This is a genomic window from Janthinobacterium sp. BJB426 (genome assembly GCF_002735705.1).
Lineage (GTDB): Bacteria > Pseudomonadota > Gammaproteobacteria > Burkholderiales > Burkholderiaceae_D > Janthinobacterium.
In genome coordinates this window covers 36517-50081 of the sequence record NZ_PDZL01000019.1, presented here as the reverse complement: position 1 = coordinate 50081, position 13565 = coordinate 36517, and the positions used below count along the sequence as shown (strand labels likewise).

At 61.5% G+C, this 13565-nt stretch carries 10 protein-coding genes; 7 read left to right on the top strand and 3 right to left on the bottom strand.

Annotated features, from left to right (window positions below):
- Positions 1–28: 28 nt before the first annotated feature.
- The 4 genes from CSQ93_RS23570 to CSQ93_RS23555 all read left to right on the top strand — a co-directional run bounded on the left by CSQ93_RS23570 (position 29) and on the right by CSQ93_RS23555 (position 7077).
- On the top strand, positions 29–2647 hold the full coding sequence (locus CSQ93_RS23570) for a DUF349 domain-containing protein (protein ID WP_233516318.1): 2619 nt from the start codon (positions 29–31) through the stop codon (positions 2645–2647).
- The gene (moaE, locus tag CSQ93_RS23565; RefSeq protein WP_099380137.1) at positions 2644–3117 is read left to right on the top strand and encodes a molybdopterin synthase catalytic subunit MoaE; all 474 of its coding nucleotides are present in this window, start codon (positions 2644–2646) and stop codon (positions 3115–3117) included. Before CSQ93_RS23570 ends, moaE begins: the two co-directional genes overlap by 4 nt.
- Before the next feature lie 121 nt (positions 3118–3238).
- Positions 3239–5845 (top strand): ATP-dependent chaperone ClpB, encoded by a 2607-nt coding sequence (gene clpB, locus CSQ93_RS23560; RefSeq protein WP_099380136.1) that lies wholly within the window; start codon positions 3239–3241, stop codon positions 5843–5845.
- A 110-nt stretch (positions 5846–5955) separates the two neighbouring features.
- The gene (locus CSQ93_RS23555) at positions 5956–7077 is read left to right on the top strand and encodes a polyamine ABC transporter substrate-binding protein (RefSeq protein WP_099380135.1); all 1122 of its coding nucleotides are present in this window, start codon (positions 5956–5958) and stop codon (positions 7075–7077) included.
- Between the two features lie 70 nt (positions 7078–7147).
- On the opposite strand, the gene CSQ93_RS29695 is transcribed toward CSQ93_RS23555, so the two are convergent.
- The 3 genes from CSQ93_RS29695 to ppk1 all read right to left on the bottom strand — a co-directional run bounded on the left by CSQ93_RS29695 (position 7148) and on the right by ppk1 (position 10048).
- Positions 7148–7273 carry a hypothetical protein gene (locus CSQ93_RS29695; RefSeq protein ID WP_254926692.1) on the bottom strand — a complete coding sequence of 42 codons (126 nt, stop codon included), beginning with the start codon at positions 7271–7273 and terminating at the stop codon, positions 7148–7150.
- Positions 7274–7470: 197 nt separating this feature from the next.
- Positions 7471–7929 (bottom strand): phosphohistidine phosphatase SixA, encoded by a 459-nt coding sequence (gene sixA / locus CSQ93_RS23550; RefSeq protein ID WP_035817346.1) that lies wholly within the window; start codon positions 7927–7929, stop codon positions 7471–7473.
- A 25-nt stretch (positions 7930–7954) separates the two neighbouring features.
- Positions 7955–10048, bottom strand: coding sequence for a polyphosphate kinase 1 (gene ppk1 / locus CSQ93_RS23545; RefSeq protein WP_099380134.1), 2094 nt, complete (start codon positions 10046–10048; stop codon positions 7955–7957).
- Between the two features lie 286 nt (positions 10049–10334).
- Here ppk1 and pstS point away from each other — a divergent pair, with 286 nt between their 5' ends.
- The 3 genes from pstS (at position 10335) to pstA (ending at position 13527) form a co-directional block, all read left to right on the top strand.
- Positions 10335–11369 (top strand): phosphate ABC transporter substrate-binding protein PstS, encoded by a 1035-nt coding sequence (pstS, locus tag CSQ93_RS23540; RefSeq protein WP_416208765.1) that lies wholly within the window; start codon positions 10335–10337, stop codon positions 11367–11369.
- A gap of 293 nt (positions 11370–11662) precedes the next feature.
- Positions 11663–12634 carry a phosphate ABC transporter permease subunit PstC gene (gene pstC / locus CSQ93_RS23535; protein WP_233516317.1) on the top strand — a complete coding sequence of 324 codons (972 nt, stop codon included), beginning with the start codon at positions 11663–11665 and terminating at the stop codon, positions 12632–12634.
- Complete coding sequence (gene pstA / locus CSQ93_RS23530) at positions 12631–13527, top strand: phosphate ABC transporter permease PstA (protein ID WP_099380131.1); 897 nt, start codon at positions 12631–12633, stop codon at positions 13525–13527. The genes pstC and pstA overlap by 4 nt, the downstream gene beginning before the upstream one ends.
- Positions 13528–13565 lie beyond the last annotated feature (38 nt).

Sequence of the window (13565 nt, the reverse complement as noted above, 5' to 3'; positions counted from 1 at the left end):
TGTCCGATGCAATACCCCGGGCTTTGTTATGATGGTGGTTTTGATCCACGCGAAACCCGTCATGTTCGAATTTCTCTTCAAGCGTTCTGCCAGCAAGACTGCCGTACCCGATCCTGTCGTGGCAGAACAGGCCGCCGCCTCGGCGCAGAGCGCATCGCGCCGCGCCGAACAGGTTGCGCGTGCCCATGCCGTGGCCGGTGACGAAGCCGCCGCCTTTGAATTCATCGTGTCCAGCGAATTTGCCGATGCCCGCCTGATTGCGGCTGAACACGTCCATGCCTTGCCCCTGCTGGAAAAAGTCCACCACGCCATGCGCAACACGGACCGCCGCGTTGCCAAGCTGGTGCAGGGCCGCATCGACCTGATCCGCCACCAGGCTGCCGAGACGCAACGCGCCCAGTCCAGCATCGCCACGGCTGAGCGCCTGTTGAGCGATGACAAGCTGAGCCCCAACCAGGTAGCCGAATTGGACCGCCAATGGCAAGTCATCAAGGCCACGCCCGAGCTGGCAACGGCGTTTGCCGCCGCACGCGCTGCGCTGGCCGCCCGCCTGGAAGCGCAAGTGGTGCTGCAGCGCGCCGTGATCGACGCCGTCGGCGCAGCGCGCGCGCTGGCCAGCAATGGCCAGTCCGCCGGCGAGCTGGCGCAGGCGCTGGCCCGCCTGGACGCGGAACATGCGCAGCATGCGCAATCGCCCGAGCGCGGCTCCTTGCCGAAACACCTGGAAAGCGATTTCACGCAGGCGCGCGAGCAGGCACAGTCCGCCCTGCAAGCGCTGCAGCAACACCAGGCTGTGTTCGACGCGCGCCAGGCCGCGCTGGCGGAATGGCAGGCGCAGGACGCCGCTACCCTCGATGCGGATACCTTGAAACGCACTTGGCAAGCCCTGCCGCGCCTGCCCGAGTCGCCGTTGTCCGACAGCCTGCAGCAGCAATTTGCGGCCCTGCTGGCCAGCGCGCCGGCGCCCGTGCAGTCGGCGGCGCCAGAGGCCGCAGCGGCCCATGCCGAGCCTGTACCTGTACTGCGCAAGCCGCGCCAGGAGCACGCGCCCGTGTCGAAAGAAGCGACGGAGCAATTCTTCAAGGTGCTTGACGCCATGGAAGCGGCCCTGCAGGATGGCTTGTTGCACGTGGCTTCCGAGCATGACAAGACCTTGCGTGATAGCAAGCACGGCCGATTGACGCCTGCGCAAGCGGATCGCCTGGCCCATGTGCGCGGAGAGTTCAAGCGCCTGGCCGACTGGGCGCGCTGGGGCGGCAACGTGTCGCGCGAGGAACTGGTCAAGGCGGGCGAGGAATTGCCGGCGCAAGAATTGCCAATGGCCGAGCTGGCCAAGAAAGTGGGCAGTCTGCGCGAGCGCTGGAAGTCGCTCGACACCCTGTCCGGTCCGGCACCGAAATCCCTGTGGGAACGTTTTGATGCGGCCTGCAGCGTGGCGTATGCGCCAGCGGCCCAGCATTTCAAGCAATTGGCCGAAGAGCGCCACGGCAATGCGGCCAAGGCCCAGGAACTGATCGCGGAAACGGCGGCCCTGGCGGCCGAAGAGAGCACCGACTGGAAACACGTCGCTTCAAGCTCGCAGCGCTTGCGCCAGGCGTGGACGCGCCTGGGCACCATCGACCGCAAGGAAAAGAAACGCCTGGATGCGGAATTCGGCGCCGCGCTGGACGCCCTGTCGAAGCCGCTTGACACGCAGCGCCAGATCGAGACGGCGCGCCGCGAACAATTGATCGTCGAAGTGGGCTTGCTCAAGCCGTCCGAGCGCAACACCGTCGACATGCTGAAAGCCTTGCAGGATAAATGGCAGGAACTGGCGAAAGCCCTGCCGCTGGAGCGCCGCGCGGAACAGGCGCTGTGGCAGCGTTTCCGCGCCGCCTGCGACGATATCTTCGCCAGGCGCAAGGAAACGGCCCACGCGGCAGACCACGAGCGCCGCGAACACTTGCATGCGCGCGAAGCGCTGTGCGCCGCGCTGGAAACGGCCGTCGTGCCCGAGGGCGACGACAAAACCCGCACATCCTTCATCAACCACTTGCTGCGCGACACGCGCGCCGCCTGGAACGCCACCGGTCCCGTGCCGCGCGCCAGCGAAGCGAAGATCGAGCAGCGCTACCAGGCGGCCGTGGCCGGCGTGCAAGCGCAAGCGGATGCCATCGCCGAACGGGCCGGCGCGGCCCAGGCCAACGCCCTGCGCGACAAGCTGCGCCTGGTGCAATCGCTGGAAGCCGCACTGGCCGAGGGCGACGCCAGCGCCGATGCGGTCACCTGGTCCGAACGCTGGAGCGCCTTGCCGCCGCTCGACGTCCAGTACGAACGCAGCCTGCAGCAGCGCTTTGCCGTCGCCCAGGCCGCGCTGGGCGAGGGCGCTGCCGCCTACGTGCAGCAATTGCAAGGTAACCAGGCACGCTTGCTCGAGGAAGTCTTGCGCCTGGAAATCGTCGCCGGTGTCGACAGCGGCGCCGAATTTGCCCGCGACCGCCTGAAAATGCAGGTGGAAGTGCTGCAATCGTCGCTGAAATCGGGCCAGAAGCCGCTTACGCAAGTGTCGCAGCTGATGCAGCTGTGCGCGATTGCCGCGGCCACCGATGCGCGCACGGCCAGCCGCATCGAAACCTTGCTGCGCCGTATCGGAGGGCATGCCAAATGAGTACCAGCGTCCGCGTCCAGCAAGCTGATTTTGACTTGAGTCAAGAAATCGCACAATTGCGTGCAGGCAACCCCAAGGTGGGCGCCATCGTCGGCTTTGTCGGCACGGTGCGCGACATGAACGAGGGGCTGGACGTGGCCGCCATGGAGCTCGAGCACTATCCGGGCATGACGGAAAAGTCCATCGAAGCGATCGTCGAGCAGGCGCGGGGCCGCTGGCCCCTGTCTGGCGCACTGGTGATCCACCGCGTGGGACCCTTGCTGCCGCAGGAGCAGATCGTGCTGGTGGCGGTCTCGTCCGCCCACCGGGGCGAGGCCTTTGCCGCCTGCGAGTTCATCATCGATTACCTGAAGACGGAAGCACCGTTCTGGAAGAAGGAAGACACGCCGGAAGGCGCGCGCTGGGTCGATGCGCGCGACAGCGACGAGACGGCGCTGGACAAATGGGCGTCGAAAGCCGGCCCCGTCTGAAGTGTAGTTGCCGCGCACGCTAGCATTTGCCCAAGTGCAGCGGATTTCTGCTTTGTGTATGCTTGAAAAGTACTGCCTCACCCCAATTTGGTTAACAACTAATTAACCGGGAGCGCTTTTCATGCGACAAGACAAACTCACTACCAAATTACAGGAAGCCCTGGCCGATGCGCAAAGCTTGGCCGTGGGCAACGACAACCCCTATATCGAACCAGTCCACCTGCTGACGGCCCTGTTGAACCAGGACGACGGCGGCGCCCGCTCGCTCTTGCAGCGGGCCGGCGTCAATGTGGGCGGCCTGTCGAAGGCCCTGGGCGCGTCCCTCGAACGCTTGCCGAAAGTGTCGGGCACGGGCGGCGACGTGCAGGTCAGCCGCGAATTCGTGGCCCTGCTGAACCTGGCCGACAAGGAATCGCAAAAGGCGGGCGACCAGTTCGTGTCCAGCGAGATGGTCTTGCTGGCCATGACGGACGACAAGTCCGATTGCGGCAAGCTGGCGCGCGAAAACGGCCTGACCCGCAAGGCCCTGGAAGCGGCCATCGAGGCTGTGCGCGGTGGCAACAAGGTCGATTCGCAAGAAGCCGAAGGCCAGCGCGAAGCCCTGAAAAAATACACCTTGGACCTGACGGAGCGGGCGCGCAAGGGCAAGCTCGACCCTGTCATCGGCCGCGACGATGAAATCCGCCGCACCATCCAGATCCTGCAGCGCCGCAGCAAGAACAATCCCGTGCTGATCGGCGAACCGGGCGTGGGCAAGACGGCCATCGTCGAAGGCCTGGCGCAGCGCATCGTCAATGGCGAAGTGCCCGAGTCCTTGAAAGGCAAGCGCGTACTCTCGTTGGACATGGCCGCCTTGCTGGCTGGCGCGAAATTCCGTGGCGAATTCGAGGAGCGTCTGAAATCCGTGCTGAAGGAACTGGCCATGGATGAAGGCCAAACCATCGTCTTCATCGACGAAATGCACACCATGGTGGGCGCGGGCAAGGCCGAGGGCGCGATGGACGCGGGCAATATGCTCAAACCTGCGCTGGCGCGCGGCGAGCTGCACTGCGTGGGCGCCACCACGCTCGACGAGTATCGCAAGTACATCGAGAAGGATGCCGCGCTGGAGCGCCGCTTCCAGAAAGTGCTCGTCGACGAGCCGACCGTGGAAGCGACGATCGCCATCCTGCGCGGCTTGCAGGACAAGTACGCGCTGCACCACAAGGTGGAAATCACGGACGCGGCCATCATCGCCGCCGCCGAGCTGTCGCACCGCTATATCACGGACCGCTTCCTGCCCGACAAGGCAATCGACCTGATCGATGAAGCGGCGGCGAAGATCAAGATCGAGATCGACTCGAAGCCGGAAGTGATGGACAAGCTGGAACGCCGTTTGATCCAGCTCAAGATCGAGCGCGAAGCCGTCAAGAAGGAAAAGGACGAAGCGTCGTTGCGCCGCCTGGCCTTGATCGAGGAAGAGATCGTCAAGCTGCAGCGCGAATACAATGACTTCGAGGAAATCCTGAAGGCGGAAAAAGCCGTGGTGCAAGGCAGTACGCACATCAAGGAAGAGATCGAGCAAGTCAAGCTGCAGATGGAGCAGGCCACGCGCGAGAGCAACTGGCAGAAAGTGTCGGAGCTGCAGTACGGCAAGCTGCCGCAGCTGGAAGCCCAGCTCAAGCAGGCTGACAGCGGCATCCCGAAACTCGACCCGGATCAGCCGAAACTGCTGCGCACGGAAGTGGGCGCCGAGGAGATCGCCGAAGTGGTGTCGCGCGCGACGGGTATTCCCGTGTCGCGCATGATGCAGGGCGAGCGCGACAAACTGCTGCACATCGAAGAGAAGCTGCATGAGCGCGTCGTGGGCCAGGATGAAGCGATCACGGCCGTGGCCGACGCCATCCGCCGCTCGCGCGCCGGCCTCTCCGATCCGAACCGTCCATATGGTTCCTTCATGTTCCTGGGACCAACGGGCGTCGGCAAGACGGAATTGAGCAAGGCGCTGGCGACCTTCCTGTTCGATACGGAAGAATCAATGATCCGCATCGACATGAGCGAGTTCATGGAGAAGCATTCCGTGGCCCGATTGATCGGCGCGCCGCCCGGCTACGTGGGCTACGACGAGGGCGGCTACCTGACGGAAGCCGTGCGCCGCAAGCCGTACAGCGTGATCCTGCTCGACGAAGTGGAAAAGGCGCATGCCGACGTCTTCAACGTGCTGCTGCAAGTGCTCGACGATGGACGCATGACGGACGGCCAGGGCCGCACGGTGGACTTCAAGAATACCGTCATCATCATGACCTCGAACCTGGGTTCGCACAAGATCCAGGCGATGGAAAGCGATGATCCCGGTGTCGTGAAGCTGGCCGTGATGGCCGAGGTGCGCTCGCACTTCCGTCCCGAGTTCGTCAACCGCATCGACGAAATCGTCGTGTTCCACGGCCTCGACGAGAAGAACATCGGCGCGATCGCGAAGATCCAGCTGAAGATCCTCGAAGAACGCCTGGCGCGCATGGACATGCAGCTGAGCTTGACGGACGCGGCACTGCAGCAAATCGCCGAAGCGGGCTACGACCCGGTGTATGGCGCCCGTCCTTTGAAACGGGCGATCCAGCAGCAGATCGAAAATCCGCTGTCGAAGCTGATCCTGGAAGGCAAGTTTGGCCCGAAAGACGAGATCCGCATCGACGCCCAGAACGGCAACCTGGTGTTTACGGGGGCGCAGGTGGGGCTGGACAAGGTGTAAGCTGCCACGGTAATACTGCGCGATAGGCAAGGGCGCGATCAGGGTAGACCTGATCGCGCCCTTCTTGCTATCATCGTCACTATTTTCTGACTAATTCCGGAGGCGGTACGATGGCAAACACATGGCAAGCAGGGCGGCGCATTGGAGTGGGACTGGCCTTGGCGGCGGCCGCACTGGCCTTGTCTGCGCAAGCTCAGGCTCAGGAAGAGAAAGTCCTGAACATCTATAACTGGTCCGACTATATCGGCGACGATACGATCAAGAATTTTGAGAAGGAAACGGGCATCAAGGTACGTTACGACGTTTTCGACAATAACGAAATCCTCAATGCGAAACTGGTGGCGGGCAAGTCCGGCTACGACATCGTCGTGCCGACGGCCCAGTGGGCGCGCCTGCAGATCGATGCGGGCTTGCTGCGCAAACTCGACAAGAGCAAGCTGACGAATTTGGGCAACCTGGACCAGAACCTGCAGGCCAAGCTGTCGAAGATCGACCCGAACAACGATTACCTGGTCGACTGGCTGTGGGGCTACACGACGGTGGGCATCAACGTCAACAAGGTCAAGGCCGCGCTGGGCGGCATGGCCATGCCCGACAATGCGTGGGACCTGATCTTCGACCCGAAATACGCGGCGAAGCTGAAATCGTGCGGCGTGTCCTTCCTTGACTCGCCGTCGGAAGTGCTGCCGGCCGCTCTGCAATACCTGGGCAAGCCCGCCTACTCGAAAACGGCCGCCGACTATCAGGAAGCAGGCAAGGTGCTGCAGGCGATCCGCCCCTACGTGACCCTGTTCAGTTCGTCCGGCTACATCAATGACATGGCCAACGGTTCCGTCTGCGTAGCGCTGGGCTGGTCGGGCGACATCAATATCGCGCGCCAGCGCGCCATCGATGCGAAGAACGGCAATGTGATCCAGGTGCTGGTGCCGAAGACGGCCGCCCTGATGTTCGATACCATGGCCATCCCGGCCGACGCGCCGCACCCGACCAATGCGCACCTGTTCATCAACTACATTTTGCGCCCGCAAGTGCATGCCAGCCTGAGCAACAAGGTATTCTATGCGAATCCGAATCCGGCCAGCATCAAATATGTGCGCAAGGATATCGGCGAGAACAAGGCCATCTTCCTGTCGGACGCGGAAAAGCAGCGCATGGCGGCGCCGGAAGCGACCACAGCCGATATTCGCCGCTTGATGACGCGCATCTATACGAAGTTCAAAACGGGAGTGTAAAAACAAGGATGGCGCGAGGGACGGGCCTGTAGGCCGTCGCTGGCGCCATTCGATATTGCCGAGGTGAACACTACTCGTGGTAGCGGTCCATCAGCTTGTGGTGACTGCCGCGCATTTCTTCGATCAGTTCAAAGGCGACGAAGCCGATGATGGCGGCGAAGATGGCGATGAAGAGAAAAACGAGGAAGGTTAACATGGTCTTTCAGCCGCCGTTGGACGGCTGTCCGCTGGGTTGCTCAATGTACCAGAGCGGCGCTCCAGCACGTAGTTGATGCAATTAAACTCTAGCAGATCGGCAGCGCTTTACAAGGCTACCGTGTTGTAATTCCTGCTAGTATTTGTCCCAGCGCACTTTTTGCGCATTTCCTGCTGCGCTGCCTGATTTCGCCACCCTTATTTCACAACCAAATCATGCGCCATCACGGCTTTTAAATAAACGCTGATCGGGTCGCCTGGCTCACGTTGGGAAAACCACCATGCGCTGGCCTTGCGCATTTCCCATTCCTGCTCCTCTCCCGTCAGCAGCAGGGCGGCCGCCTGGCCCAGCGTGGGCTGGTGGCCGACGATGAGCACGGTTTCCTTGCCGCCGGGCCAGTTGGCCGCCTTGAGGATGTCTTCCGCCTCGGCGCCGGGCGCCAGTTCCGGCATCAGCTTGAACTTGCGCCCCAGCGCTTCCGCCGTTTGCAGGGTGCGCAGGGCGGGGCTGACGAGGATACGGCAATTTTCCGGTAGTTGCGAGGCCAGCCATTCGCCCATGCGGCGCGCCTGTTTCTGGCCTTTGACGGTCAGGGCGCGTTCGAGGTCGGGAACGCCCGGCTCCGCTTCTGCGTGTCGCCACAAGATGAGATCCATGCTGTACTCCTCTGTGTAGAATTGCCTATTCGCCGACCTCCGCGCCCGGCGTGCCCAGTGTATGCATCAAATATTGCTGGGCGCTGAACGGCGTTTGCTTGCCGCGCGGCTTGCGGCGCGCGTAGTGGCCCGTCGGCTCCAGTTCCCATGCATTGGTATTATCCTTCAAATACGGATTCAGGCCCTCGGCGATCACGCGCCGTTTCAGCGCCCGGTCCAGCACGGGGAAGGCCACTTCCACCCGGCGGAACAGGTTGCGGCTCATCCAGTCGGCGCTGGCCAGGTAGACATCGTGCGCCAGGTCGTTGCGGAAGTAGTAGATGCGGCTGTGTTCGAGGAAACGGCCGATCACGGAGCGCACCTTGATATTTTCCGACAATCCCGGCACGCCCGGCTTCAGGGTGCATGCGCCGCGCACGATCAGGTCGATCTTCACGCCATCGGTCGAGGCCGCATACAGGGCGCGGATCACGGATTCGTCGACCAGCGCATTGACTTTCACGATGATGCGCCCGCGCCGGCCCGAGCGGGCGATCTTCGCCTCGTTGCGGATGGCCTTGATGATTTCGCTTTGCAGGCCGAACGGCGCCAGCCACAAATGGTTCAGGTTGTGCGGCTTGGTCAGGCTGGTCAGGTGGATGAAGACTTCATTGACTTCCACGGCCAGGTCCTGGTTGGCCGTCAGCAAGCCAAAATCCGTGTACAGCTTGGTTGTCGTGGGGTGGTAATTGCCGGTGCCCAAGTGGGCGTAGAAGCGCAAGCTGCCTTCTTCGCGGCGGATGACGAGCGCCACCTTGGCATGGGTTTTCAATCCCACGACGCCGTACACGACTTGCGCGCCCGCTTGCTCCAGCTTGTCGGCCCAGTTGATATTGGCTTCTTCGTCGAAACGCGCCATCAATTCCACGATGACGGTCACTTCCTTGCCCATTTTCGCCGCCGTGATCAGCGACTCCATCAGGTCCGAGTTCATGCCCGTGCGGTAGATCGTCTGCTTGATGGCCACGACGGACGGATCGTAGGCGGCGCTGCGGATGAAGTCGATCACCGTCTGGAACGACTGATACGGGTGGTGCAGCAGGATGTCGTGCCTGGTCAGCGCGGCAAAGATGTCGTTGCCGATGGCTTTGTGCGCGAGGCCGGGGAAGAAGGGCGGGAAGCGCAGCTCAGGCTGCTTGACGTGGTCGATCATTTCCGACAGGCGCACGAGATTGACGGGGCCGTTGACGCGGTACAAGCGGCTTTGATCCAGGCTGAACTGGTCGAGCAGGAATTGCGACAATTCTGGCGGGCAATTGCGCGCCACTTCCAGGCGCACGGAGGTGCCGAACTGGCGACCGACCAGCTCGCCCTTCAGGGCCTGGCGCAGATTCTTGACTTCGTCCTCGTCCACCCACAGGTCGCTGTCGCGCGTGACCCGGAATTGCGAATAGGCGATGACTTCGCGCCCGGCGAACAGGTCGGAAATGTGCGCATGGATAACGGACGACAATAAACAGAAGGACACGCCGTCGCCGGAAATCTCGTCCGGCAGCTTGATAACCCGCGGCAAGACGCGGGGCGCCTTGACGATGGCGATCGCCGTGCCGCGGCCAAACGCATCCTTGCCGCTCAGCGAGACGATGAAATTGAGACTTTTATTCACCACTTGCGGGAACGGGTGGGCCGGATCGAGGCCGATCGGCGTCAGCAGGGGCCGCACTTCGCGGTCGAAGTATTGCTTGACCCACGCGCGCTGCGCTTCGTTGCGGTCGCTGTCGCGCAGCAAATGCACGCCCGCTTCGCGCAGGGCCGGCAAGACGTCGTTATTTAATATCTCGTACTGGCGTTCCACCAGCGCATGGCACTCCTTGCCAATGCGCTCCAGGTTGGCCGCCAGGGCAGGGTGGCCCGCCAGCGAACCGCCGATGCTGCCGGCCGCCAGGAGGCTGGCCACGCGCACCTCGAAAAACTCATCCATGTTACTGCTGACGATGCACAGGTAGCGCAGGCGCTCGAGCAGCGGAATGTTCGGGTCTTCCGCCTGGGCCATCACGCGCCGGTTGAAAGTCAGTTGCGACAGCTCGCGGTCAAGCAGGATGCCCGATTTGGTCACTTCCGTGTGCAGTTCAGGTTTCATATTCTTTTGTCTTTGCAGATAGTTAATTCTAGCCGTATTTCATCATGTATGACGCGTTGTGAGTGTAATCATGAAATATGACGTAAGCGTGACATAAGCTGTCATAAAGCGTCGCCGGCCCTGTCATTTTTCACGCCGAAAATGGCCATCCTCGGGGCGTAGCCAATTATTTCAGGATTTTTTACCCATGTCATAAAGCTGTCATATTCGCTTGCTAGACTGCGCAGCATTCAACCGGGACTTTGAGCCCTAACAACCCTGAGGACTTGATATGCAAATGAAGCAAATGTTCAAATTTATCGTCGTGGGTGCTTCGGCAGCGATGGCATTTTCTTCCGCTTCCGTCATGGCGGCAGATATGACAGGTGCTGGCGCAACTTTCCCGTACCCGATCTACGCCAAATGGGCTGAGACGTACAAAGCCAACACCGGCAACGGCCTGAACTACCAGTCCGTCGGTTCCGGCGCTGGCATCAAGCAAATCAAGGCCAAGACTGTTGAATTCGGCGCCTCGGACATGCCTTTGAAGGCAGAAGAGCTGGAAGAAGCGGGCCTGATGCAGTTCCCGGCCATCATGGGCGGCGTGGTCACCATCGTCAACCTGGACGGCGTAACCCCAGGCCAGCTGAAAATGACGGGTAAAGTCGTTGGCGACATCTACCTGGGCAAGATCACCAAGTGGAGCGCGCCTGAAATCGCCGCACTGAACAGTGGCGTCAAGCTGCCGGATACGGAAATCACCGTGGTGCACCGTGCCGACGGTTCGGGCACGTCGTTCCTGTTCACCGACTTCCTGTCGAAAACCAACCCGGAATTCAAATCGAAAATCGGTGCTGGCTCGGCTGTGAAATGGGCCGTGGGCGTGGGTGGCAAGGGTAACGAAGGCGTCGCCGCCAACGTTCAGCGTATCAAGGGTTCGATCGGCTACGTCGAGTGGGCTTACGCCAAGAAAAACAAGATGTCGCACACCCAGCTGCAAAACAAGGACGGCAACTTCCTGCAACCTGACGACGAAAACTTCAAGGCAGCAGCCGCTTCGGCACCTTGGACGCAAACCCCAGGCTTCGGCGTGGTCCTGACCGACCAGGCTGGCAAGAACAGCTGGCCGATCACCGGCGTGTCGTTCATCCTGATGCACAAAGTCCAGGCTGACGCAGCCAAGGCCAAAGAAGTCCTGAAATTCTTCGACTGGGCCTACAAGAACGGTGGCGCCGCTGCCGTTGAACTGGACTACGTGCCGATGCCGGCATCGGTCATCAAACTGGTGCAAGAATCGTGGAAAGCCAACCTGAAAGATGCATCGGGCAAGTCGATCTACTAATAAACCTACTGCGCGGCGCTATTTGCGGCCTGCGATGCTCACTGTGCTAAAGCACAGCTCCGCTTCTCAGCCACAACTAGTTGCCGCTCGCTACGGTTTATTCAAGCAAGAATGTCCTTGTCCCCGCCAGCAGCACGGCGGGGCAGGGAGTTAGCCAGGACCGCCCGCAAGCCCTTGCAGGCGTTCCCGGCTAAAAGAGCACGATAAAAATAGCAGTACCTGCAGTACCACCCATATGGCACACTATGAGCGCACAATCTACCTCCTCCACGATCCCCATGCCAGGCGGCACCATGACCGATTCCATCAGTCACGCGCAAATGCTTTCCACCATGCGCAAGCAGCGCTTCCAGGATTTCATGTTCCACAAGGTGACGATGCTGTTCGCCCTGTCGGTGCTGATCGTCCTGGTCGGCATCATTATTTCGCTGATCATGGAATCGATACCGGCCTTCAAGACCTTCGGCCTGCATTTCATCGTGTCCGCGGAATGGGATCCCGTCAATGACCAGTACGGCGCCCTGATCCCCATCATCGGCACCCTGGTGACCTCCGTTATCGCCTTGCTGATCGCCTTTCCCGTCAGCTTCGGCATCGCCCTGTTCCTCACGGAAATCTGCCCGGCCTGGTTGCGCCGTCCGTTGGGCACGGCTGTCGAGCTGCTGGCCGGCGTGCCATCGATCATCTACGGCATCTGGGGTCTGTTCGTGTTTGCGCCCCTGTTTGCCGACCACGTCCAGCCCCTGCTGAAAGCCACCCTGGGCAACGTACCCGTCATCGGCCAGTTGTTCAGCGGCCCCATGATGGGCATCGGCCTGCTGACGGCCGGCCTGGTGCTGGCCATCATGATCATCCCCTTCATCGCTTCCGTGATGCGCGACGTGTTCGAGATCGTTCCTGCCGTGCTGAAGGAATCCGCATACGGCCTGGGCTGCACACGCTGGGAAGTGGTGCGCAAGATCGTCTTGCCGTACACCAAGACCGGCGTCGTCGGCGGCGTCATGCTGGGCCTGGGCCGCGCGCTGGGCGAAACCATGGCCGTGACCTTCGTCATCGGTAACGCGAATAAACTGTCGTGGTCGCTGTTTGCCGCCGGTAACAGCATCACCTCCCTGCTGGCGAACGAGTTTGGCGAAGCGCAATCCGAGTTGCACGTGGCATCGCTGTTCTCGCTGGCACTGATCCTGTTTGTCATCACCTTTATCGTCTTATCCGCCGCCAAGCTGATGCTGGCTGGCATGTCCCGCAAGGAAGGCACGAAATGAGCCAGCTCAGCCAAGTTAGCACCCACGACGCTCCGGCCAAGCCGGCCATGAATCCCGTCTACCGCAAGCGCCTGCTGATGCACCGCGTCGGCATCGCCCTGTCGGTGGCCGCCATGGCCCTGGGCCTGGCCGTGCTCGTGTGGATACTGTTCACCCTGGTGATCAAGGGTTTCGGCGCCTTGTCCGTCGACCTGTTCACGCAAACGACGCCGGCTCCCGGCAGCGAAGGCGGCGGCTTGATCAATGCGATCGTCGGCAGCGCCCTGATGGTGGGCCTGGCGACTGTCGTCAGCACCCCGATCGGCATCCTGGCCGGCATCTACCTTGCCGAATACGGCGAAGAAAACAAGCTGGCGCAAGTGACGCGTTTTGTGACCGACATCATGCTGTCGGCGCCATCGATCGTCATCGGCCTGTTCGTGTATGCGCTGTATGTGGCGCACGTCAAACACTTTTCCGGTTATGCGGGCGCCATCGCCCTGTCGCTGATCGCCGTGCCGGTAGTGGTGCGCACGACGGACAATATGCTGCGTTTGGTACCGAACAGCCTGCTGGAAGCCGCATTTGCTCTCGGCGCGCCACGCTGGAAAGTCGCCACCCTGGTGCGCTTGCGTGCCGTCAAGGCTGGCGTCATCACGGGTGTCCTGCTGGCCCTGGCCCGCATCGCCGGCGAAACGGCGCCGCTGCTGTTCACGGCCCTGAATAACCAGTTCCAAAGCTTCAACATGAATGCGCCGATGGCCAACTTGCCGTCCGTCATCGCATCGTTCGCGATGAGCCCGTACGACAACTGGCGCTCGCTGGCCTGGGGCGGCGCACTGCTGATCACCTTCAGCGTGCTGGCCTTGAATATCCTGTCGCGCACCGTGTTCAGCCAAAAAGTCCCTAATTAAACAGATACCGAGCGAAGCGAACCCATATGAATACGCAA